Genomic DNA, 23032 nt, shown 5'->3' on the forward strand with positions numbered 1-23032 from the left:
GTCAGCCTCTATCAGCCGCTGGCGCGGCGCCGTTCAAGGAATAGTCAGAGAGGGATTAGCTCTTCTTGCGGAACGCGTCGAGACGCACGACTTCGGCTGCCGGCTTGTCGCTCGGCCCAGCCGGCTCTTCGTCCGGACGGTCGGGCCGGTCGAGCACGAGCGGCGACGTCTCGATGTCTTCCATTTCGTGGCTGCCTTCGCCGGCTTCTTCGTCCGACGAAGCCGTCTCGAATTGCAGGCCGAACTGGACCGAGGGGTCGACGAAAGACTTCAGCGCCGTGTAGGGCACGAGCAGCCGTTCCGGCACGCCCTTGAAGGAAAGGCCGATCTCGAAGGCATGTTCCGTGACCGAGAGGTCCCAGTACTGATGCTGGATGATGATCGTCATTTCCTCGGGATAGTCGGTCATCAACCGCGTCGAGACGCGAACGCCGGGCGCCCGGGTTTCGAAGGTGATGTAGAAATGGTGGTCTCCCGGGAGACCGGTCTTGGCTACTTCGGCCAGGACCTTGCGCACGACGCCGCGAAGCGCGTCCTGGGCGAGAATGTCGTAGCGGATAAGATCTTCGGCCATGAACGGCGACTACCCAGAATCAATGCGGTCGGGATCGAGACAGGCACCCGATGCGGCAAAGCCGCGAACCCGCGCTAAAAAGGGCTCCCTGACGAGCCTCGTTGTTCCGAAAACTCGATCTCCAGCCGCCAGAAGTCAAGGTCAAGCCGATGAGCTTCGCCGAAAAGGTAAACAGCGAGGCGGGCGCGACGGCCCCTCAGGGCAAAGCTGTGGCCTGCCCAATCAAGGCTGAGCGCGCTTTTGCAAATTTTCGGAGGAAGAAAGTGGAGGCTTCTGTTGCCAGGTGCCTCCGAACCCCGCCTGTCCGGTGCTAACCGGGAGGACTTTTATTCAGGTTCCGGCACCGCTTACGCGGCGACAGCGACCTTAGCATAGTTGTCATTTGCAACTACAGATTTGGTCCGATGACGGTGGTACCATGCCGAACGAAAGAACACCCTTTACGCCCTCGTCGATCCTATTTCGCCCCCGCCGAAAACCATCCGCTGGGGATGGGCTTGGGTGGAGGCGCCGGGTACCGCCCCCGGGTCCGATGGGTTTATTTCGATGACAGTTTATCGTCATAGCCGACTTGCGCCGGCACGCTTGATATAGGCGATCGAAACGGCCCTGAAAAGGTGCAACGGCCTGGCCTGACGGGCCGATCGATGAATGCGCACGAGAAACTCGTGCGATCGAGCCGCAGGCGGGCTGTGTTGCGTTGCAAACGCGACACAGGACGGCCTTATGGTGTCATTGCCGACGACATGGGTTGACGCCGGCGTCATTGCTGCTAGTTACTGTGTCAATCATTACAAAAAAGATCGCGGCACGATGTTGCCGGATCGGCTGTTCCATTTCCAACGGGGATCCGGTTTTCGCGACGGCTTGGCCGTTCGGCGGGGGCGGGGTCGTCCGCATTCACGGTGTTCGTCATGTCTTCCTCCCTCCTGCGCTATGCGGTCGTTCTAGGCCTGTTGAGTGCCATCGGTCCGTTTGCGATCGACATGTATCTGCCGGCCCTGCCGGCGATCGGTCAGGATCTCGGCGCGTCGACCACCGCCGTGCAGATGAGCCTGATGGCCTTTTTCATCTCGGTCGGCCTCGGCCAGTTGATCTATGGCCCGCTCGCCGACATGTGGGGCCGCAAGCGTCCGCTCTATTTCGGCCTGGGTGTGTTCGCGCTCGCCAGCATCGGTTGCGCGCTGGCGCCGAATGTCGAGATGCTGATCTTTTTCCGTTTCCTGCAGGGCCTCGGTGCCTGCGCCGGCATGGTGGTGCCGCGCGCCATCGTGCGCGATCTGCATACCGGCAACGAAGCGGCGCGGCTGATGTCGATGCTGATGCTGGTCTTCAGTATCTCGCCGATCCTGGCGCCGCTCGCCGGTAGCGCCGTGACGGCCGTCGCCTCGTGGCGCGCCGTCTTTTGGATTGTCATGGTGGCGGCGATCCTTGGCATGGTGCTGCTGGCGCTGGCGCTCGACGAGACACGGCCCGCCAAGGATCGGGTCGAAAGCAGTGTTGGCAGCGCGCTTGCCGGCTATTGGCAGCTACTGCGCGATCGCCACTTCATGGGCCTGGTCTTCATCGGCGCGTTCGGCATTTCGAGCTTCTTTGCCTATCTGGCAAATTCTTCCTTCGTGCTGATCGATCACTATGGTCTGACACCGACGCAATACAGCCTTGCCTTCTCGGTCAACGCGATCTCGTTTTTCGGTTTCTCGCAGTTGAACGGCAAGCTCGGCTCAATGTTTGGCCTGGCGAAGGTGATGCGGGTGGCCGTCACCGGCTTCGCCGCTTCGGTGGTGATCCTGTTCCTGCTGTTTCTTTCCGGCATCGACGCTCTCGCGGTGCTGATCATCGTGCTGTTCATCGGCAATGGCTTCCTTGGCCTGGTCATTCCGACGTCTGCCGTTCTGGCGCTGGACGAGCATGGCGAGATCGCCGGCACAGCTTCGGCGCTGATGGGTACGATTCAGATGGTGACGGGCGCTGTCGTCATGGCCGTTGTCGGGCTGTTCCTCGACGGGACGGCGCTGCCGATGGTCGCTGGCATCGCGGCTTGCGGCGTCATCGCCTTTACCCTGGCGCAGGTGACTCTCGGTCGTCGGGGTCGCTTCGCCGAAGTGCCGGCGGAGTAGGGCTGGTCGCTTCAATCGGAAGTATTTCGCCGTTTCTCCGAGACGGCGAAATACTCCGACTCGGTGCCGACGCACATCGCTTGAGAACGCTCTAGTTCAGCGTGCTGAAGGCGCGCAGGATCCAGAATACCTGGAAGCCGAGGGCGAGGATCGCGATGGTGAGGTGGAAACGCTTGTCGTCGACGAACATGGCGATCATCGCCACGATTGCATAGATAATGTTCCTGGCTGGATAGATGAATCCAAACGAGTGGAAGTGCGCGCTGCCCTTGATTGCAGTATCTACCAGGTCGACCAGGAAGATGACGGCGATCAGTCCGTAAAACCATTTCCGCCGCGACATGAAGTAGTCTTCATAGCCGGAATATTCCGCCATACTGTCGGGAAATAAGGTAGCGCAGAGTACGAAGTACAGGCTCGCGTAGAAAATGATGAAGATATAGAGTTCAAAGGTCCAGATATGGACTGAGGCGAGATAGAACTCGAACCACCAGAAATGTACCACGCACAGGAAAGCGAATCCGACCCACAGCAGGTGCGTGATGAATACCTGATTGCGAAGCGGATGCTGGGCGAAGCGACTCAGTCCATTCAGGAGTCGCGAGACGCTGAGGCCCAGGATAATGCCGATGATGACGCGGACGTGCAGATAGACGTCGGGATTGGCGATGGTCTGCGACATTGCCGCGCTCCAGGGGCCGGGCAGTCAGCCATTGGTTCCGCGAGACCCTGATATGGCCGATCTCGCGCTGCCCACCACCAGTTGAGCGCAGTCCGGGGCGCTGTGCAAATTCTCGATCCGCGCTTCCGCTCGTTGTATGGTCGTGACAACCTCGAATCTCTGCCGGACGGATCCATGCGCCAATATCTCGATCTCATGCAGCACGTACTGGAAACGGGCGTCCGCAAGGAAGACCGCACCGGCACCGGCACGATCTCCGTGTTCGGCTACCAGATGCGCTTCAACCTCGAGGATGGCTTTCCGCTCGTCACGACGAAGAAGGCGCATATGCGCTCGATCCTGCATGAACTGCTGTGGTTCATCGCCGGCGACACCAATATCCGCTACCTGAAAGAGAACGGCGTCTCGATCTGGGATGAATGGGCGGACGAGAACGGCGATCTCGGCCCGGTCTATGGCGCACAGTGGCGTTCCTGGCCGGCGCCCGACGGCAGCACGATCGACCAACTCGCCAATGTCATCGAGATGATCCGCAACAAGCCGGATTCGCGCCGGCTGATCGTCTCGGCCTGGAACCCGGCGCAGGTGGACAACATGGCGCTGCCACCCTGTCACAGCCTGTTCCAGTTCTATGTCGCCGAGGGCCGGCTTTCCTGCCAGCTTTACCAGCGTTCGGCCGATATCTTCCTTGGAGTGCCGTTCAACATCGCTTCCTACGCGTTGCTGACGATGATGGTCGCGCAGGTGACGGGGCTGAAGCCAGGCGATTTCGTCCACACCTTCGGCGATGCGCATCTCTATTCGAACCATCTTGAGCAGGCCAAGCTGCAGCTCTCGCGCACGCCCCGGCCGCTGCCGACGATGAAGCTCAATCCGGACATCCGTCGGATCGAGGATTTCCGCTTCGAGGATTTCGAGCTTGTCGGCTACGATCCCGAGCCCGCCATAAAGGCGCCCATCGCCGTGTGATAGACGTCTCGCCCTTTCTTGACGTGGCTCGACCGCCGGGGTGGGGGACTGCTACACCAAGGGCATGTCCCCGGGCTGGAGCGAACCCCATGCGTGTCTCGGTTGCCTGCCTCGTCCTGCTGCTCGCCGCGCCGGCCCATGCCAATGACTCCACGGCTGCACTTTCAACTGGCGGCCTCGTCTATGTAACGAACGAAGACATCGAGATGCAGTCGGAAGACCTGTTCATCTCGATGGATGAGGTTCGTGTCCGCTACACCTTCGAGAACCACGCGAACCACGACATTACGACGTTGGTCGCCTTTCCGATGCCGGACATCGAAGGCAGCATCGACTTCATGGTCTCGGTCCCGGTCGACGATCCGGTGAATTTTCTAGGCTTCAAGACGACGGTCGAGGGCAAACCGGTCGAGAACAAAGCGCAGCAGCGCGCCTTGGCGCTGGGCATCGACCAGACGGCGCTACTCGGCGCGCTCGGCGTGCCGCTGGCGCCCCATCTCGACGAGACACGGAAGGCGCTCGACGTACTGCCGCAGGCCGACAAGGACCAACTGGTTCGGCTCGGCATCGCGGCGATCGACGAATATGACAATGACGGCAAGGGGATGGTGAAACACCTTGCACCGACTTGGCGGCTTTCGACGGTGTTTTATCGCGAGCAGACGTTTCCGGCCGGCAAGCGGATCGTCGTTGAGCACAGCTATAAGCCCAGTGTCGGGCAGAGCGTCGGCGTCTCGTTCGTCGCCCCCGAGGCGCAGTCCGAGCCGTGGTTCGAGGTCTACCGCCAGAAATATTGCATGGACGATGGGTTTTTGAAGACGGCGCGCGCCGGCAACACACCGGACGGCGACAACACGCTGTCGGAAAATCGCATCGCCTATATCCTTCGTACCGGCAGCAACTGGGCCGGCCCGATCGCCAAGTTCCGGCTGGTCGTCGACAAGGGCTCGCCGAAGAACCTCGTCTCGTTCTGTGGCGATGGCGTCAAGAAGATCAGCCCGACCCAATTCGAGGTGGTGAAGAGCGATTTCGATCCGCAGCAGGATCTCGATATCCTGATCCTGACGCCTCGTGCGGAATCACCCTGAAAGCCCGGAACACCGCCATGTCCCTCGTCCTTCGATCCGCGCAGCCCGGCGATGCCCCGCTGGTTCTCGACTTCGTCGGCGCCTTGGCCGACTACGAAAAGCTCGCGCATGAACTGGTGGCTGACGCCTCAGCGATCGATGCGGCGCTGTTCTGCGCGGCGCCAAAAGTGTTCTGCGAGATAGCCGAGTGGCAGGGCAAGCCGGCCGGGTTCGCACTCTGGTACTACACCTTCTCGACCTTCCAGGGACGGCACGGCATTTACCTTGAAGACCTGTTCGTCCATCCGGAATTTCGCGGTTTTGGTATTGGCAAGGCGCTGCTCGCCAATCTGGCGCAACGCTGCATAACCGAGGGGTTGGGCCGTTACGAGTGGTCGGTTCTCGACTGGAACGCGCCCTCGATAGCCTTCTACGAGGCGCAGGGCGCTCGCATTTTGAAGGAATGGCAGCGCTGCCGGGTCGAGGGAGAAGCGCTCGATCGGCTCGGTGCGACATTTATGGTGCGGGGGAGGGTTGGCGAAACGGCATCCTGATCCGTATATGCTGGCCTCAGATCCACGGAGCCTCTTCCTTTGAAATCTTTCGAAAATTTCATCGAAAATCTCATCATGTCAACGCGTTGGCTGTTGGTGATCTTCTATGGCGGCCTTGGCGCCGCGCTTCTCCTCTATGCGGCGTCCTTTGTCGCCAAGTTCTGGAAGGTGGCAACCAACGTCTTCATCTACGACGAATCCGACATGATCCTTGCCATGCTTGGGCTCATCGACGCCGCGCTTGTGGCGAGCCTGATGGTCATGGTGATGATCTCGTCCTACGAGAACTATGTCAGCCGCTTCGACAATGCGGGCCATGATCTCTCCTGGCTCGGCAAGCTCGATTCCGGCAGCCTGAAGATCAAGGTGGCGTCGTCCATCGTCGCGATCTCGTCGATCCACCTGCTGCAGGTGTTCCTGAACGCCAACCAGTATACGAACGACAAGATCATGTGGTCGACGATCCTGCACATGACCTTCGTTGTCTCGGCGTTGCTGTTGGCGCTGGTGGATCGTATCTCTGCCTCGCCCAAGGGCAAAGAGGCGGTTCTGCCGAAGGGGCCGTGACAGTGAGGGTCTCGATCATCGCGGCGGTCGCTGCCAATGGCGTCATCGGCAATGACGGCGACATGCCGTGGAAACTGTCGACCGACCTCAAGCGCTTCAAGGCCCTGACCACCGGCAAGCCGGTGATCATGGGCCGGAAGACCTACGCGTCGATCGGCCGGCCCTTGCCCAATCGTGTTAACCTTGTGTTAACCCGCGACGCTGCTTACGACGCTCCAGGCGTGGTGGTCGTGCCGACGCTGGAGGGGGCCATCGACGCGGCTTCGGATACCGGCGCGGAGGAGGCGATGGTGATCGGCGGTGGGGAGATCTACCGCGCCTTTCTCGATCGCGCCGAGCGGCTCTACATCACCCATGTCGATGCCTCGCCAGCGGGCGATACGCACTTTCCGGCGATCGATCCGGCTGTCTTCGAGCTCGTCTCGGCGGAGGATGTCCCGGCCGGGATTTCCGACACCGCGGCGACGCGATTTACCATCTATCAACGACGTCCTCGATAACTCCGACGTCGTCTTAGATAAACGCTGCGCGGAAGTTGAAAGCGCGGCGTCGAAACACCACCTCCAGCCTCGCTGAGGCCCTGCAGAGGCCGCATATCTGGGGCTTCTCTTGCTTCGATGGGCGGGGGCAGGTACGCCTTCCCTATAGATCGACAATAAAGGAGCGAAGATGCCCTGGAGCAACCAGACGGGCGGCGGCGGATGGAAGGGTGGCGGCAATGGCGGCCCCTGGGGACAAGGTCCGCGCAGCAATGGTCCCAACCCGCCAGATCTCGAGGAACTCCTTCGCCGTAGCCAGGATAAGCTGAGACAGGTTCTGCCGGGTCGTGGCGGCTCGGGCGGCGGTTTCAACCCTGTCCTGTTCATCGCCGTTCTGGCGGTGGTCGTGGCCTTCCTGGGCTACAATTTCTTCACCTTCCGCGTCGAGCCGGACGAGCAGGGCGTCGTCTTGCGATTCGGCCAGTATCAGCGCAGCGCGCCTCCGGGCCTGAATTTCCGCCTGCCTTATCCGATCGAAGCCGTCTACACGCCGCAGGTTACGCGCGTGAACCGCACCACGGTCGGCACGATCCAGGATGACGGGAACACCGCCGCGAGTGGGCGCGACGTTCCGCAGGAAAGCCTGATGCTGACGGGCGACGAGAACATCGTCGACGTTGATTTCTCCGTCTTCTGGGTGATCAACGATGCCAGCAAGTATCTGTTCAACGTCCAGAATCCCGAAGGTACGGTCAAGGCGACGGCCGAAAGTGCCATGCGCGAGATCATCGGTCGATCGGACATCCAGCGCGTCCTGACCGAACAGCGTCTCGGTATCCAGACCTCGGCGCAGCAACTGATGCAGGACAAGCTCAACCAGTATGGCGCCGGTATTCTCGTCACGCAGGTGCAGCTTCTGAACGTCGGACCGCCGCAGGAAGTCATCGACTCGTTCCGCGACGTCCAGGCGGCCGAACAGGACCAGGACCGCGTGCAGAACGAAGCCAAGACCTATGCCAACCGGATCATTCCCGGCGCGCGCGGTCAGGCCTCGCAGATCGAGGAAGCCGCCAGCGCCTATCGCGACCAGATCGTCGCCGAAGCCAAGGGTCAGGCCGATCGTTTCGTGAAGGTCTACGAGTCCTACAAGGCGGCGCCCGCCGTGACGCGTGAGCGCCTTTATCTCGATACGCTTTCCGGTGTCTTCGCCGACATGGACAAGATCATCGTCGACGAAAAGGGAGGCGGAGTGGTGCCTTACATGCCGTTGCCAGCATTGCAGGGCGCGCCGGCGGCCGCCAGGCAGGGAGGCACGCAGTGATCAGCAAGATTTTCGGCGGGCTCGGCCTCGTCATCGTCATCATTCTCGCCATCGTCGCCTATTCGGGCCTGTTCATCGTCAACCAGACCAACCAGGCGCTCGTCCTGCGCTTCGGTAATCCGGTTCGCGTCGCAACCGAGCCGGGCATCTACGCCAAGATCCCGCTGATCGACAATGTCGTGATGCTGGACAAGCGTCTGCTCGATATCGAATCGCCGCCGATCGAAGTGATCGCCCGCGACCAGAAGCGTCTCGTGATGGACGCGTTCGGCCGTTACAAGATCGTCGATCCGCTGCTGTTCTTCCAGGCAGCCGGCTCGGTCCAGGTCGCGGAATCGCGTCTGTCCGTGATCCTGAACTCCGCCATTCGTGGCGCAGCCGGACAGATGGATTTTGCCAGCATCGTGCGGGAGGGCCGTGCGCCACTCATGGCCCAGATCACCGACCAGGTGAACCGTGAGGGCCGTGGCCTCGGCGTCGACGTCGTCGACGTTCGTATCCGTCGCGCCGATCTGCCGCCGGAGAACAGCCAGGCTGTCTACCAGCGCATGCAGACGGAACGCCAGCGCGAAGCCACCGATATCCGCGCCCAGGGCGAGCAGGCGGCCAAGACCATCCGCGCGCAGGCCGACAGGCAGGCGACGGTCATCGTGGCCGAGGCCAACCAGCGGGCTGACGAGATCAAGGGTGATGGCGACGCCGAGACGAACCGCATCTTCGCGGCCGCCTTCGAGCAGGATCCGGACTTCTTCTCGTTCTATCGCTCGATGCAGGCGTATCAGCAGGGCATGAAGGCGAACTCCACCCGTATGGTGATCTCGCCGACGTCGCCCTTCTTCCGCTACCTGACCGATCCGAGCGGCAACGCTCTGCCGGTTCCGGAGCGCAATACGCCCGGCAAGCCGGCGCCTGTTGCAGAACCTGTCGCAGCCCCGGCATCGGCAGCGCCCGCTGCTCCGGCTGAAGCGACTCCGGTAGTTCCGGCTCCGGCTGAAGCGGCGCCTGCCGCGCCGTGACCGATTTCGTCACCGCGCTAGGGTTGGTCCTCGTCATCGAGGGCGCGCTCTACGCGATGGCGCCGGCGGTTGCAAAAATCCTGATGCGGCAAGGAATTGCCGCATCAGACTCTCTGTTGCGGGGATGCGGCCTGGTTATGCTGGCCCTCGGCGTGGCCATTGTCTGGCTCGCGCGCAATTGACTCTCGGCGCGGATGCGCCGTGCGCTAAATGTATCAAAGTCGCCGAAATGGTCGTGATCGAGCGTCGTGGCATGCTCGACGATGACGCCAGAGGAGAGATGCAGATGGCCGCGGCCAGATTGAAATCCTATCGCTTGTGCCTCGCGGCCACGCTGGGCGCGTTCCTGACAGCCACAGCGCCGGCCATGATTGCGCCGGCCTGGTCTGCGCAGGGGCCCGATTCCATCGCGGATCTCGCCGAAGGGCTGGTCGATTCCGTCGTCAATATCTCGACGTCGCAGACGGTCGAGGGCGCGCGCGGAATTCCCGCGCCGCAGGCCCCCGAAGGCTCCCCCTTCCAGGAATTTTTCGACGAGTTCTTCAACAAGCAGAAGGACGGCGACACCAATGCGCCCCCGCGCAAGGTGCAGTCGCTCGGCTCGGGATTCGTCATTGATGCCTCGGGCATCATCATCACCAACAACCACGTCATCGAGGGCGCCGACGAGATCATCGCCAACTTCAGCGATGGCTCGAAGCTGACCGCGACGCTGGTCGGCCGCGACGAGAAGACGGATATCGCCGTCCTGCAGGTAAAGCCGACAGCGGCCAAGCCGCTCAAGGCGCTGAAGTTCGGCGATTCGGAGAAGATGCGCGTCGGCGATTTCGTGATGGCGATCGGCAATCCGTTCGGCCTGGGCGGCACGGTCACTACCGGTATCGTCTCGGCGCGCAACCGCGACATCAATTCCGGTCCGTACGATAATTTCATCCAGACGGACGCCGCCATCAATCGCGGCAATTCCGGCGGCCCGCTGTTCAACCAGTTGGGCGAGATCATCGGCATCAACACGGCGATCATTTCGCCGTCTGGCGGCTCGATCGGCATCGGCTTTGCCATTCCCTCGGATGCGGCGGTGCATGTCGTCGACCAGATCCGCCAATATGGCGAGACCCGTCGCGGCTGGCTCGGCGTCCGCATCCAGCAGGTGACGGACGAGATCGCCGAGAGCCTCGGCATGGGCGCTGCCCGCGGCGCGCTGGTGGCCGGCGTGACCGAAAAGGGGCCGGCTGCCGAAGCGGGTATCGAGCCGGGCGACGTCGTCATCTCCTTCGATGGCAAGCCGATCCGCGAGATGCGCGACTTGCCGCGCCAGGTCGCGGATTCCGATATCGACAAGGTTGTCGATGTCGTCGTGATCCGGAAGGGCAAGGAAACGACGCTCAAGGTCAAGGTCGGTCGCCTGACCGAAGCGGCCGAGAAATCGGAAGAAAAGCAGAGTTCTGCTCCGGTCGAGCCGCCCAAGCCGGCGGTGACCGAGTTGCTCGGCCTTACCTTCTCCGAGCTGACGCCGGAACTGCGCAAGCAGTTTTCCATCGCGCCGGAAGTGAAGGGCGTCGTTGTGACGGCTGTCAGTGCGGGAAGTTCGGCCGGCGAGAAGGGCATCGCGATTGGCGAAGTCATCGTCGAGGTGTCGCAGGAACCCGTTTCGCTGCCTGCCGATATCGCCACGCGCATTGACGCGCTGAAGAAGGATGGTCGCCGGTCGGCGCTGTTCCTGATCGCCAACACAGCCGGCGAACTGCGCTTCGTGCCGTTGAAGCTGGACGAGTAGGGGGCTTTCGGGCCCTCGCCGATTTCGACCGCGACCAGCGCAAGCAAGCCAGACCCTCACCCAACCCTCTCCCGCAAGCGGGCGAGGGCTTTTAGGGCGCGTCCGGTTCGTCCATCGCGTGTGGCTGATGGGGACGGGGTGCGGCGAGCTCCCTCTACCGCTTGCGGGAGAGGGTTGGGGTGAGGGGCTTTCTTGAAAGCCTATCGCCGCTCAAAATTCTCGCGCGAAATCCGATAAAGCACGTGCGGGCGCAGCGGGTTCCCCTCCGCGACGTTCGGATGGTCGAAGTCATCGGCCGCGTCGCGCGCCATGCCGAGACGCTGCATCAAGGCGGCCGAGCGGAGGTTGAGCTTGGCCGTGAAGGCGACAATTTCCGGAAAATCATGCTCGGCGAAGGCGCTGGCGATCACGGCTTCCGCCGCCTCGCGCGCATAGCCGAGGCTCCAGAACGGTCGGGCGAGACGCCAGCCTATCTCCACCGATGGTGCGAAATGCGCCTCCGGGAATACATCGAACAAGCCGGTCAGGCCGACAAACGCGCCGGTGGCGCGCTCTTCCAGCGCGTAATTGCCATAGCCGCGTGCGTCCCAATGCGCCTCGATGCGATCGATGAAGGCGTTCGCCTGATCCGGGGTGAGAAGCGCGGGAAAAAACTCCATGACGGCCGGATCGGCGCTCATCGCGGCGAACGGCGCGCGATCCGCGTCGTTCCAGCGTCGAAGGCGGAGCCGGGCCGTCTGGATTGGCTTCATCGGACGAATTCGCTCTTCCGGTAGCCCTGTGCGTAGAGCAGGGCGGTCAAATCGTTGTGGTCGATGCGGGCGGCCGCCTCGGCGGCGACCTTGGGCTTGGCATGGTAGGCGACGCCGAGACCGGCCGCGCGGATCATGGAGAGATCGTTGGCGCCGTCGCCGACGGCCAGCGTCTCATGCTTCGAAAGCGAGAAGCGGCGCGCCAGGTCCATCAGCGCCGACAACTTGGCTTCCTGGCCAAGGATCGGTTCCTCGACCGTGCCGGTCAACGCGCCGTCTTCGTGGTTCAAGATGTTGGCGCGATTCTCGTCGAAGCCGATCATCGCCGCGACAGGGCCGGTGAACAGCGTGAAGCCGCCCGAAACGAGGGCGGCATAAGCGCCGGCCGCCTTCATGGTCCGCACCAGTTCCGGTCCGCCCGGCATCAGCTTGATGCGCTCGGCCAGGACGGTGTCGACGACGGAAAGGGGAAGGCCCTTCAGCAGGCCGACGCGCTCGCGCAATGCCGGCTCGAAAGCGATCTCGCCGCGCATGGCGCGTTCGGTGATCGCCGCGACATAGGGCTTGAGGCCAGCCATATCGGCCAGTTCGTCGATGCATTCCTGGCCGATCATGGTCGAATCCATGTCGGCGATCAGCAGCTTCTTGCGGCGGCCAACGATCGGCTGCGCCACCACATCGACCGGGCGGCCGTCGATCATTTCGAGCAGGCTGTCGCGGATCGTGCCAAGGCCGTTTTCGCCGTCGGGGAGGGGGATGTCGCAGGCTTCGCCATCGGCGAGCCAATCCGGACGGCCGGCGCCCGGCAGGTTGACGGCTTCATCCACAACCTCGGAAAGCGATGCCGCATGTTCGGGCCGTGCTATGAACGTGGCGACATATTCGAACGGAGCGGTATCGGACGGCATGGGGAACCTGAATTTTGCGACGAGGAAACCTGCTGTCCTGATAGCCGGGCCGACCGCGAGCGGCAAGTCGGCCCTGGCGATCGAACTGGCGCGGCAACATAACGGCGTCATTATCAATGCCGATTCGATGCAGGTCTATCGCGAGCTGCGCATCCTCTCGGCTCGTCCCGACGCGGAGGAGGAGGCGCAGGCGCCGCACCGGCTTTACGGCCATGTTGGTGCGGAAGAGCGCTATTCGGTGGCGCGCTGGCGCGAGGACGCCAAGGCGGCGCTCGAAGCCGCATGGCGGGACGAGCAACTGCCGATCGTCGTCGGCGGCACCGGCCTCTATTTCAAGGCGCTGACGGAAGGGCTTTCCAGCATTCCGCCGATCCCGGCCGAGCTGCGCGCCGCCGTCGAAGCGCGCGCCGATGCCGAGGGCGTGCCCTCGCTCCATGCCGCGTTAAAACAGCTCGATCCCGAAAGCGCTGCCCGGCTTGCGCCGCTTGACCGGACCCGCGTGGTTCGCGCGCTGGAGGTGGTCGAGGCGACCGGCCGCACCATCGGGGATTGGCAGCAGGAGACGGGCGCACCGCCGCTGGTCGAGGCAGATGCAGTCCGCCGCATCGTGCTCGAACCGGAGCGGGCGGTGCTCTATGAGCGGATCGGCCGTCGTTTCGACGTCATGGTCGAGCGCGGCGGCATGGCCGAAGCCGAGGCGCTGATCGCGCTCGGGCTCAATCCGGCCTTGCCGGCGATGAAGGCGATCGGCATTCGCGAGTTCGGCGCGCACCTCGCCGGCGAACTCGCGCTCGACGAGGCGATCGAGCGGGCCAAGATGGAGACGCGCCGCTATGCCAAGCGGCAGGGCACCTGGTTCCGCAACCAGATGGCGGATTGGGAGCGCCTCGCACCCGGCGCGACGCTCCCCGAGATCAACTGGCGATCTGCATGACGACGCGGCCGTCGATCTTGCCGGCTTTCATCTCGTCGAAGATGGCGTTGATGTTGTCGAGCTTGTCCCAGCTGTAATGCGGGGTGACGAGACCCTCGGCGGCGAATTCGAGTGATTCCGCCAGGTCCTGCCGCGTGCCGACGATCGAGCCGCGCACGGTGATGCGGTTCAACACGACGTCGAAGATCGGCATCGGGAACTCGCCCGGCGGCAGGCCGACCAGCGCCAGCGTGCCACGTCGGCGCACCATGCCGAGCGCCTGCGCGAAAGCGGGGCGCGAGACGGCGGTGACGAGCACGCCATGCGCGCCGCCATCGGTCGCCTTGCGGATCGCGGCGGTAGGATCGCCTTCCGAGGCATTGACGGTGACCTCGGCGCCGAGCTCGCGGGCCAGCTTCAGCTTATCCTCGCTGATGTCGACGGCGGCGACATGCAGGCCCATCGCCTTGGCATATTGCACGGCCATGTGGCCGAGGCCGCCGATACCCGAGATCACCACCCACTGGCCGGGCTTCGCCTCGGTCTCCTTCAGGCCCTTGTAGACGGTGACGCCGGCGCACATGACCGGCGCCGCCGCGCCGAAATCGAGCTTCTTCGGGATGTGGCCGATATAATTGGGGTCGGCCAGAACATAGTCGGCATAGCCGCCATTGACGGAATAGCCGGTGTTCTGCTGCTCGTTGCAAAGCGTCTCCCAGCCGAAGAAGCAATGCTCGCAATGACCGCACGCGGTGTAGAGCCACGGCACGCCGACGCGGTCGCCTTCCTTGACGCCCTTGACGTCGCGGCCGACGGCGGTGACGAAACCGGAGCCCTCATGGCCGGGGATGAAGGGCGGCTTCGGCTTCACCGGCCAGTCGCCATTGGCGGCGTGGAGATCGGTGTGGCAGACCCCGCACGCCTCGACTTTGACGAGGATGCGGTCATGCCGCATCTCGGGAACCGGAACATCCTCGATAACAAGCGGCTGGCCGAACTGCCGGACTACGGCGGCCTTCATCGTCTTCATCACGACCTCCTGTGAGGGGCTTGTCGATATGTCATCCTGACGGCTTTTGTCCGGTCGAGCAAACCGCGCTTGCCCGGTGAAAGCCATGACTTCGATCAAATCGCGTCACGTTTGCATGCCATTGACGCCGTCCGTCGCGCGGGCTTTGCTGGTGATCAGCCCATGTCTCGCAAGGAGTGACGACATCATGCGCCTGTCCGCCTCGCTCGCCCTCGTCGCCGCCCTTTCGTTACCCTTGCCCGCGTTCGCCGGGGAGAGCGTCGTGACGCTCGATGGCGGCGTCGCCGGCACGCTCAACCTGCCGGATGGCGCCACCAGCGCACCGGCCGTGCTCATGCTGCACGGCTTCGGCTCGTCGCGTGACGAAGTGGGCGGCCTTTATGCGCGGGAAGCGGCGGCGCTGGCCAAGGAAGGAATCGCGTCGCTCAGGATCGATTTTCGCGGTTTCGGCAAGAGCGACGGCGACACGGGCGCAACGACAATCGACGGCCAGCTCGAAGATGCCAAGGTAGCGGCGGCGTTCCTCGCCAAGCAGAAGGGCGTCGATCCGAAGCGCCTCGGCATTCTGGGCTTCTCGCTCGGCGGCGGGGTCGCCACGCTGGCGGCGGCGGGCGAAGGCGCGCCGTTCAAGTCGCTCGTCACCTGGTCCTCGGTCGGCGATTTCGCCAAGGACCTGAAAGGCTCGATCGGCGCAAAGGCCGTCGCCACGGCCGAGACGGAAGGCGTTGTCGGGCTCGATCTCGGCTGGCGCACCATCGTGCTGAAGAAGGGCTTCTTCGACAGCCTCGACGCGCACAAGATCGACACCGCTATCGCCGCCTATCCAGGTGCGTATCTCGCGATCGCCGGCTCGAAGGACTTTTCCGCCGCCTATCCCGAAGGCTTTGCCAAGCTTGCCAAGGGCTCGCCCAAGGAGGTCTGGATCGTGCCGGAAGGCGACCACATCTTCGGCACGCTCGGCGATGACCAGACCATGGCCGACAGCGTCGTCGCCAGGACGTCGGCCTGGTTCAAATCGACTCTCTGAGTCGGCCCACCTGATTCCGCCTGAATCTGCTGAAACAATTGTGATCTGGCGTCGGATCGCTGCGCAACGCTACGGAAGCGTGCTATCCGACTGACGTCTGCGGTGCTCTTGCAGGAGCGCGCCGTATTCTTTTTTCTAATGAGAGCGGACATGGTTCAACCGACACGACGCGACGCGATGCTGACATTCCTGTCGGCCTATGCTGCAGTTTCCCTATCGGGTGCCGGCCTCGCCTCGGCGGCGGCTTCGGCCGAGACAGCCGGGCTCGTGCTGGCGCCGCCAGAGCCCTTCTCCTTCGATCGCATCAAGGCGCTCGCCGCCGACAAGGCGAGCCGTCCCTTCGTCTCGGATCGGTCGCCGCATGGCGCCATCCTCGACAAGATCGACTATGACAATTTCCAGAGCATCGTCTTCCGCAAGGATCACGCGCTGTGGGCCGACGGCAAGGGCGGCGACCCGATCCAGCTCTTCCATCTCGGCAAGTATTTCCAGGAGCCGGCTTCGGTCCACGTCGTCGATGACGGCCAGTCGCGCGAGATCCTCTATCGCCGCGACGCCTTCGACATGCCGAAGGGCCATCCGGCGCTCGAGCTTCCCGACGATATCGGCTTCGCCGGATTCCGCATCGAAATGCCGTCGCAGACCAGCGACTGGCTCGCCTTCCTCGGCGCGTCCTATTTCCGCTCGTCCGGCTCGCAGGACCAGTACGGCCTCTCGGCGCGCGGCATCGCCATCAACACCGCCATGCCGGAGCCGGAAGAATTCCCGCGCTTCACCGGCTTCTGGCTGGAGCGCGTGCTCGGCCAGGACGGCCGCGTCATCGTCTATTGCCTGCTCGATGGCCCAAGCCTCGCCGGCGCCTACCGGATGGATTGCATCAAGGACCCCGTCACCAAGGCCGTGGTGATGGACATCGACTGCAAGCTCTTCCCGCGCCGGCAGATCGCCCGCCTCGGCGTCGCGCCGCTGACCTCGATGTACTGGTATTCCGAGACCATGCGCAGCCAGGCCATCGACTGGCGGCCGGAAGTGCATGACAGCGACGGCCTCGGCATGTGGACCGGTTCGGGCGAACGCATCTGGCGTCCGCTCAACAATCCGACCAGCGTCATGACCAACAGTTTTCAGGACGCCGATCCGCGCGGCTTCGGTTTGCTGCAGCGCGACCGCAACTTTGATCATTTCCAGGACGACGGCGTGTTTTACGACCGCCGCCCCAGCGTCTGGGTCGAGCCCAAGGGAGCCTGGGGCAAGGGCGCGGTCCAGCTGGTCGAAATCCCGACCGATCGCGAGATCGACGACAACATCGTGCTGTACTGGGTTCCCAACGAGCCGGTGCTCGCAGGCCGCCCGCTCGAATTCGGCTACAAGCTGCATTGGGACCGCGACGAGCCCACCCCGACCGATCTCGGCCGTGTCCAGTCGACCTTCCATGGCGTTGGCGGCATTCCCGGCCAACCTCGCCCGGACGGCGCGGTGCGCTTCACCGTCGATTTCACCGGCCCGAAGGTGGCCGAACTGAAGCGCGGCGACGGCAAGCCCGAAATCACCGTCTCGCGCGGTACGGTCACGCTGGCCGATGCCTATCCGGTGGTAGCCGGCGAAAAGGGCGTCTATCGCGTCTTCTTCGACCTGGTGTCGCAGGGTGACGAGCCGATCGACATGCGGATGTTCGTCCGCGACAAGGACGGCGCGGCCCTGACGGAAACCTGGCTCTACCAGTTCTTCCCGAAGCTGGGCCACGTCGCCAAGCTCTGATCGGTCTTGGGCAAAACTTTAGTCGACAAGGCCCGCCGGTCACTCCGGCGGGCTTTTTCTTGTCGGCACAATCCTCGTCGTCCGCCTTGCGGGAATGACGGCGGAGGATGGGCGCTCTTCTCTTCACCTCTCCCTGAGGGAGAGGTCGGAGCGAAGCTCCGGGTGAGGGTTTAGGAAACCATCCGGTGAGGCCGTAAACCCTCACCCGCCGCACTTCGTGCGCCGACCTCTCCCTCAGGGAGAGGTGAAGAATGAAAGCATGCCATCCCAAATCGCGCTAAAATGGGCGCGAGGGCGAACATGCGTTGCTGCATTGGCCTCCTCCTGTTGCTTTTGGCGCGCGGCGCTTCGGCCGAGGAGGTGTCGCGCGTCTATCTGGAGGAGTTTCGCCTCGGGCACGACACGGAGCGTGTCGAAACGTGGCGCGAACTCGACCCAGAAAGGGCGGTTTCCGGTTGCCGGGCGCTGGGCTTTGATTGCAGCGACGAGCCCGATCCAGCCCGTGCGGCGACCCGCTTCATCAAGGTTCCAACGGTTTCCGGCCTCTATCGCGGCACCGCCCGCATGCTGCGCCAGAGCGGCGGAAGCTATTACGCCGCCTTCGAAGCGCCGCCCGGCTTTCGGGTCTGCAAGGCTGGCATCGACATTGTCGGCGGCTTGATCAGCCCCGGCGCGATCTTTTCAGGCTCGATCCAGCGCGCCGGTGGCGATCGCCTCGGCGTCTATGCCGCCCTGTCGCGGGACGAAGGGGCGCCCGGCAGGATCGCCTTCCGGCTGCTCGTCGCCACCGTGCCGAGGGAGAAATTCGATGCCGACTTCTGCTGGCCCGACGGCACCATCCTCTTTCTCTGCCTCGGCGAAAAGCGCTGCCAGGCGAGCCGATCCTATCCGGAGGCAGAGCTGCGGTAGGCGCCGGACAAGCATGGCACTTTCTCGACCTCTCCCTGGGGAGACCTTTGCACAACGCTGAAAGGCAGTTCTGCAGCACTCAACGTCCAACATCCTGAGGAGGCTTGCGCAGCAAGCCGTCTCGAAGGACGCCCCCCCTTGGGGCAGATGCCGACGACACTACCACTCTGTGTGCTTCGAGACGGCCCTCCGGGCCTCCTCAGCATGTTGAGGATGTTGTCGCGCGTAGCTCTTCCTGAGGGAGACCTTTGCACAATGCTGAAAGGCACTTCTGCAGAAACCCATTTTCAACATCCTGAGGAGGCTTTCGCAGAAAGCCGTCTCGAAGGACGCACGGCCTAAGGGCAAGTTTCTCTAGGGTTTGCATACCACTATGCGTCCAGACGGCCCTGCGCGCCTCCTCGGGATGTTGAGGGCGGGGTTCTGCAAGAGGCTTCCCCGGACACAGGTTAGAAGCCAGCTGCCATCCAAATGAATCTCGCTATAGGGGCACGGAAGCCGCCATGCGGCAGCAAGGCGCAGCCATCGCGATCACTTCGTCATGGTGGCTTCGCACGGTTCTGCTACATCGCATTCTGGCTGGCCAGACGGCCCGGACCTCCGCGATCGGAGGAGCTCTGCTTGCGATCACCTGGGAGGGGCGCGGGGAGGGCAACCGGCAAAGTCGACCGCTGCCACCTTGACCTGCCCATAGAAATTATCTGCAAAAGGCCTCTCCCGTGCAGTCTGATCCGGTCCTCAAGGGCCTCCTCCTCGGCTTTGCCGCTTTCGCCGCCTTTGCCTTCTCCGACGCCAGCGTCAAAGTTCTCGCCGGGTCGCTGCCGCCCTACGAGATCGCCTTCATCGGCTCGCTGTTCGGCCTCGCCGCGATCCCCTTCCTGAAGAAGTCCACCGACCGCTGGGGCGACATCGTGCGCACGACGAACCGGCCGCTCTGGCTGGTGCGCTTCGTCGCCAACGGCTTCGCCTGCATCGGCAGCGTCACCGCCTTCAGCCATCTCTCCATGGCGGAAGCCTTTGCGCTGATCTTCCTGCTGCCGGCCTTCGTCACCATCATGTCGGTGCTCTTCCTCAAGGAGAAGGTCGGCCTGAAGCGCTGGAGCGCCGTCGCCATCGGCTTCATCGGCGTGCTGATCGTGCTGCGCCCCGGTTTTCGCGAGCTCTCGATCGGTCATCTCGGCGCGGTAATCGGCGGCCTCGGCGGCGCCATCTCGATCGTCGTCTATCGCGCGGCCGGCCCGAGCGAGAAGAACATCTCGCTCTATGGCGCCGGCGTGCTCGGCACGTTCTTCATCTGCGGTCTCGCGATGATCCCGTCCCTCGCGCTCCCGACGTGGACGCAGATGGGCTGGCTTGCCGGCTACGGCATTCTCTGCGCGGTCGGCAACATCCTCTTGATGATGGCGGCCTTCCGCGCCCCGGCGGCAATGATCGGCCCGACGCAATACAGCCAGATGCTCTGGGCGATCTTGATCGACACCTTCGTGTTCCACATCCATCTCGAACTGCCGATGCTTCTGGGCATCATTCTCATCGTCGGCTCCGGCGTCTTGACCCTCTGGCGCGAAAAGGCGCGAGGCACCCCGCTCCCGCACTCGGTCGCGGCGGACAGCCAGGCGGGGCTGGGAACTGCGGATGCCGGGGAAGGCGTGGCGGACTTCGAAGGGCGCTTGGTTCCGGCGGAGTAGGGGCCGGATCGCTCATGACATACGAGACAGGCCTTCACCCACCCAACAGGCTGGAGGGGTAGAAGGCCGTCCTGCGAAAGTATCGGCGCCTGATGGAATGGATGTCGCGTTAATTTCATGAGTTATGTCAGCCTGATATTACTGCGCTACTTTCAATATCCGGTAACGCGCTTACCGCGATAAATTGATTATCCTCGCCATGCGTGCAAACTATAATCGTGCATCCATTTAATATTGGAGGGTGCAAGAATGGCAGTACGTTCGATTGGTTGGGCAACTATTGCCGCCAATAGCAGTATGGACTGGTTCATTCACGGTTTCACAAACCGGGAATCGGTCGTTTACAGTCTCGTGGTCTTTCCGGGGTCGGGAAACGGGGTGCTGTACCCGAAGGGCGACGCCACACTCTACCAGGGCCGCTACGTCAAGCATGTCGACGGCACCTTCGCGCAGGTGGTGACGATCCGGAACAACGCGCCGTACAATACCTGCAACGTCAACCTGCTGGCGCAGGTCGAGTCATTCTGATCCCCACATCCATTTTCGGGAGGAATTCATGGCAAAGGTAGATGCCTCGATCGTCCATGACGAGTTCGGCGAGATCCAGTCGGTGAGCTATTTCGAGAAGGGCGTGAAGGCCTTCGTGCTGACCGGCGCGCAACAGCGTGTGTTCGAGACCAAGCTCGATCAGGAGGGGGTCGAAAATCTGATCAGCTCCCAGCGCGTGGACGTTGCGAAGCAGGCGCTCAGCAAGAAGTAGGCGAGAAACGGGTCCAATTCGAGAGGGGCGGCTCGTCCGGCAGGATGGGCCGCTCCCGTATTCCCCTAATTTTCCGCAATCACAACACCCTCTTTGCGCAATTTTCTTCTCCGGGGGTTGACGGGCGGATCGCGCTGCGGCATCTTCCGGCGAATTCAAATCGAAGGGCCCGGACATGATCCGCCGCAACGTTATTGTACTTAGAGAGCGCACTGCCTGATGGTCTAAAGCCGTCACGATAGGTAGTGCGCGAAAATGGGCCCCGAGAGGGCCTTTTTTATTGGCTTGATGGAACTGCAAGGCGGACAGCTCAAATGGGTCCGCGACGGAGCGAAACGATGACACGGCAGATGACCGGCGCAGAGATGGTCGTTCAGGCATTGATCGACCAGGGTGTGGAACACCTTTTCGGCTATCCCGGTGGCTCCGTGCTGCCGATCTATGACGAGCTGTTCCAGCAGGACAAGGTCCAGCACATCCTCGTCCGCCAGGAAGGCGGGGCAGGGCATTCGGCCGAAGGCTATGCCCGCTCCACCGGCAAGGTCGGCGTCGTCCTCGTCACCTCCGGCCCCGGCGCCACCAACATGGTCACGCCCTTGGCCGATGCGCTGATGGATTCCATTCCCATGGTCTGCATCACCGGCCAGGTCGCCACCCATCTGATCGGCTCGGACGCTTTCCAGGAAGCGGACACCGTCGGCATCACGCGCCCCTGCACCAAGCACAATTGGCTGGTCAAGGACGTGAACGACCTCGCGCGCATCCTGCACGAAGCCTTCTATGTCGCGCGTTCGGGCCGTCCGGGTCCGGTCGTCGTCGATATTCCGAAGGACGTCCAGTTCGCCACCGGCACCTATCAGGGTCCGGCTCTCGTCGAGCACAAGACCTATCGTCCGCGCGTCGAGGGCGACCAGGCCGCGATCCTGGCTGCCGTCGAGATGATCGCCAAGGCGAAGAAGCCGCTGTTCTATACCGGCGGCGGCGTCATCAACTCCGGCCCCGAGGCTTCGGCCTTGCTGCGCGAACTGGCGCATCTGACCGGCTTCCCGGTCACGTCGACGTTGATGGGCCTCGGCGCATTCCCGGCGACCGACAAGCAGTGGCTCGGCATGCTCGGCATGCACGGCACCTATGAAGCCAACAACGCGATGCATGACTGCGACGTGATGATCAATGTCGGCGCGCGCTTCGACGACCGCATCACCGGCCGCCTCGATGCGTTCTCGCCCGGTTCGAAGAAGATCCATATCGACATCGATCCGTCCTCGATCAACAAGAACGTCCGCGTCGACATCGGCATTGTCGGCGACGTCGCGCATGTGCTGAAGGCGATGCTGGCCGCGTGGAAATCCGCCGGTCACAAGCCCGACAAGGCAGGCCTGAAGAGCTGGTGGAGCGAGATCGACGGCTGGCGCGCGCGCAACAGCCTCGGCTTCCGCCAGAACAGCGAGACGATCCTGCCGCAATACGCGATCCGCACGCTTTATGAGCGGACGCTGGGCAAGGACGTCTACATCTCGACGGAAGTCGGCCAGCACCAGATGTGGGCGGCGCAGTATTTCGGCTTTGACGAGCCGAACCGCTGGATGACGTCGGGCGGCCTCGGCACGATGGGCTATGGCCTGCCGGCGGCGATCGGCGCGCAGGCGGCGCATCGCGACGCGCTCTGCATCGACATTGCCGGTGACGCCTCGATCCTGATGAACATTCAGGAGCTGTCGACGGCGATCCAGCATGAACTGCCGGTCAAGGTTTTCATTTTGAACAACCAGTACATGGGCATGGTGCGCCAGTGGCAGCAGCTGCTGCATGGCAACCGCCTGTCGCACTCGTACACGGACTCCTTGCCCGATTTCGTCAAGCTGGCGGAAGCTTATGGCGCGATCGGCATGCGCTGCGAAAAGGCGTCCGAGCTCGAAGGCGCGATCGATGCGATGATCGCAGCCCCGGGTCCGGTGCTGTTCGATTGCCGCGTCGCCAACCTCGCCAACTGCTTCCCGATGATCCCCTCGGGCAAGGCGCATAACGAGATGCTGCTGGCAGCGGACGCGACCGACGAAGTGATCGCCAACGCCATCGACGCGGCCGGCAAGGCGCTGGTCTAATCCTTCAATAAGCCAATCTTGGCGTCATCCCGGGCGAAGCGCAGCTGAGACCCGGG

The 23032-nt window shown here is 63.0% G+C and carries 23 protein-coding genes and 1 other RNA gene; 18 read left to right on the forward strand and 6 right to left on the reverse strand.

All coding sequences use genetic code 11. The features are described from left to right. Nucleotides 1–55: 55 nt before the first annotated feature. Nucleotides 56–574, reverse strand: coding sequence for an SspB family protein (locus OSH12_RS08265; protein WP_266343043.1), 519 nt, complete (start codon nucleotides 572–574; stop codon nucleotides 56–58). 262 nt (nucleotides 575–836) lie between these two features. Continuing rightward, nucleotides 837–1194: a transfer-messenger RNA gene (gene ssrA, locus OSH12_RS08270) on the reverse strand. A gap of 294 nt (nucleotides 1195–1488) precedes the next feature. Between ssrA and OSH12_RS08275 the strand changes: the two genes are divergently transcribed. Then, the gene (locus OSH12_RS08275) at nucleotides 1489–2694 is read left to right on the forward strand and encodes a multidrug effflux MFS transporter (RefSeq protein ID WP_266343044.1); all 1206 of its coding nucleotides are present in this window, start codon (nucleotides 1489–1491) and stop codon (nucleotides 2692–2694) included. Nucleotides 2695–2785: 91 nt separating this feature from the next. On the opposite strand, the gene OSH12_RS08280 is transcribed toward OSH12_RS08275, so the two are convergent. Next, a complete protein-coding gene (locus OSH12_RS08280) occupies nucleotides 2786–3376 on the reverse strand; it encodes a hypothetical protein (protein ID WP_266343045.1) in 591 nt (196 codons plus the stop codon). Nucleotides 3377–3550: 174 nt separating this feature from the next. Between OSH12_RS08280 and OSH12_RS08285 the strand changes: the two genes are divergently transcribed. From OSH12_RS08285 to OSH12_RS08325, 9 genes are all read left to right on the forward strand, one after another. Further along, nucleotides 3551–4345, forward strand: a complete 795-nt coding sequence (locus tag OSH12_RS08285) for a thymidylate synthase (RefSeq protein ID WP_266343046.1) — start codon at nucleotides 3551–3553, stop codon at nucleotides 4343–4345. Nucleotides 4346–4434: 89 nt separating this feature from the next. Continuing rightward, nucleotides 4435–5433: a DUF4424 domain-containing protein gene (locus tag OSH12_RS08290; protein WP_266343047.1), complete on the forward strand. Its 999-nt coding sequence runs from the start codon at nucleotides 4435–4437 to the stop codon at nucleotides 5431–5433. Between the two features lie 17 nt (nucleotides 5434–5450). Then, nucleotides 5451–5966, forward strand: a complete 516-nt coding sequence (locus OSH12_RS08295) for a GNAT family N-acetyltransferase (protein ID WP_266343048.1) — start codon at nucleotides 5451–5453, stop codon at nucleotides 5964–5966. A gap of 39 nt (nucleotides 5967–6005) precedes the next feature. Beyond that, a complete protein-coding gene (locus tag OSH12_RS08300; RefSeq protein WP_266343049.1) occupies nucleotides 6006–6533 on the forward strand; it encodes a TIGR00645 family protein in 528 nt (175 codons plus the stop codon). 2 nt (nucleotides 6534–6535) lie between these two features. Next, the gene (locus OSH12_RS08305) at nucleotides 6536–7033 is read left to right on the forward strand and encodes a dihydrofolate reductase (RefSeq protein ID WP_380223556.1); all 498 of its coding nucleotides are present in this window, start codon (nucleotides 6536–6538) and stop codon (nucleotides 7031–7033) included. A 169-nt stretch (nucleotides 7034–7202) separates the two neighbouring features. After that, the gene (gene hflK, locus OSH12_RS08310) at nucleotides 7203–8333 is read left to right on the forward strand and encodes an FtsH protease activity modulator HflK (RefSeq protein WP_266343051.1); all 1131 of its coding nucleotides are present in this window, start codon (nucleotides 7203–7205) and stop codon (nucleotides 8331–8333) included. Continuing rightward, nucleotides 8333–9349, forward strand: coding sequence for a protease modulator HflC (gene hflC, locus OSH12_RS08315; protein WP_380223558.1), 1017 nt, complete (start codon nucleotides 8333–8335; stop codon nucleotides 9347–9349). Before hflK ends, hflC begins: the two co-directional genes overlap by 1 nt. Next, nucleotides 9346–9531 (forward strand): DUF2065 domain-containing protein, encoded by a 186-nt coding sequence (locus OSH12_RS08320; protein WP_266343053.1) that lies wholly within the window; start codon nucleotides 9346–9348, stop codon nucleotides 9529–9531. The genes hflC and OSH12_RS08320 overlap by 4 nt, the downstream gene beginning before the upstream one ends. A 104-nt stretch (nucleotides 9532–9635) precedes the next feature. Then, complete coding sequence (locus OSH12_RS08325; protein WP_380223386.1) at nucleotides 9636–11126, forward strand: DegQ family serine endoprotease; 1491 nt, start codon at nucleotides 9636–9638, stop codon at nucleotides 11124–11126. A 200-nt stretch (nucleotides 11127–11326) separates the two neighbouring features. Here the strand turns inward: OSH12_RS08325 and OSH12_RS08330 are convergent, their stop codons facing one another. Next, nucleotides 11327–11878, reverse strand: coding sequence for a GNAT family N-acetyltransferase (locus OSH12_RS08330; RefSeq protein ID WP_266343054.1), 552 nt, complete (start codon nucleotides 11876–11878; stop codon nucleotides 11327–11329). Continuing rightward, nucleotides 11875–12786, reverse strand: a complete 912-nt coding sequence (gene serB / locus OSH12_RS08335) for a phosphoserine phosphatase SerB (protein ID WP_266343055.1) — start codon at nucleotides 12784–12786, stop codon at nucleotides 11875–11877. The genes OSH12_RS08330 and serB overlap by 4 nt, the downstream gene beginning before the upstream one ends. Between serB and miaA the strand changes: the two genes are divergently transcribed. Then, nucleotides 12785–13720, forward strand: coding sequence for a tRNA (adenosine(37)-N6)-dimethylallyltransferase MiaA (miaA, locus tag OSH12_RS08340; RefSeq protein WP_266343056.1), 936 nt, complete (start codon nucleotides 12785–12787; stop codon nucleotides 13718–13720). The two genes, serB and miaA, sit on opposite strands and share 2 nt — an antisense overlap. Here the strand turns inward: miaA and adhP are convergent. Beyond that, nucleotides 13701–14729: an alcohol dehydrogenase AdhP gene (gene adhP, locus OSH12_RS08345; protein ID WP_380223390.1), complete on the reverse strand. Its 1029-nt coding sequence runs from the start codon at nucleotides 14727–14729 to the stop codon at nucleotides 13701–13703. The genes miaA and adhP overlap by 20 nt on opposite strands. Nucleotides 14730–14916: 187 nt before the next feature. On the opposite strand from adhP, the gene OSH12_RS08350 reads away from it, so the two are divergent. The 7 genes from OSH12_RS08350 to OSH12_RS08380 all read left to right on the forward strand — a co-directional run bounded on the left by OSH12_RS08350 (nucleotide 14917) and on the right by OSH12_RS08380 (nucleotide 22976). Continuing rightward, the gene (locus OSH12_RS08350) at nucleotides 14917–15756 is read left to right on the forward strand and encodes an alpha/beta hydrolase family protein (protein ID WP_266343058.1); all 840 of its coding nucleotides are present in this window, start codon (nucleotides 14917–14919) and stop codon (nucleotides 15754–15756) included. Between the two features lie 150 nt (nucleotides 15757–15906). Beyond that, a complete protein-coding gene (locus OSH12_RS08355) occupies nucleotides 15907–17514 on the forward strand; it encodes a glucan biosynthesis protein (RefSeq protein ID WP_266343059.1) in 1608 nt (535 codons plus the stop codon). Between the two features lie 300 nt (nucleotides 17515–17814). Then, on the forward strand, nucleotides 17815–18423 hold the full coding sequence (locus OSH12_RS08360; RefSeq protein WP_266343060.1) for a hypothetical protein: 609 nt from the start codon (nucleotides 17815–17817) through the stop codon (nucleotides 18421–18423). A 719-nt stretch (nucleotides 18424–19142) separates the two neighbouring features. After that, complete coding sequence (locus OSH12_RS08365; RefSeq protein WP_266343061.1) at nucleotides 19143–20111, forward strand: DMT family transporter; 969 nt, start codon at nucleotides 19143–19145, stop codon at nucleotides 20109–20111. Nucleotides 20112–20360: 249 nt separating this feature from the next. Then, entirely contained in the window at nucleotides 20361–20639 is a 279-nt protein-coding gene (locus tag OSH12_RS08370) for a hypothetical protein (RefSeq protein ID WP_266343062.1), read from the forward strand. A gap of 28 nt (nucleotides 20640–20667) precedes the next feature. Then, the gene (locus OSH12_RS08375; RefSeq protein WP_266343063.1) at nucleotides 20668–20871 is read left to right on the forward strand and encodes a hypothetical protein; all 204 of its coding nucleotides are present in this window, start codon (nucleotides 20668–20670) and stop codon (nucleotides 20869–20871) included. A gap of 338 nt (nucleotides 20872–21209) precedes the next feature. Continuing rightward, nucleotides 21210–22976, forward strand: coding sequence for an acetolactate synthase 3 large subunit (locus tag OSH12_RS08380; protein ID WP_266343064.1), 1767 nt, complete (start codon nucleotides 21210–21212; stop codon nucleotides 22974–22976). Nucleotides 22977–23032: the final 56 nt, after the last annotated feature.

The organism is Kaistia terrae (assembly GCF_026344005.1).
Lineage (GTDB): Bacteria > Pseudomonadota > Alphaproteobacteria > Rhizobiales > Kaistiaceae > Kaistia > Kaistia terrae.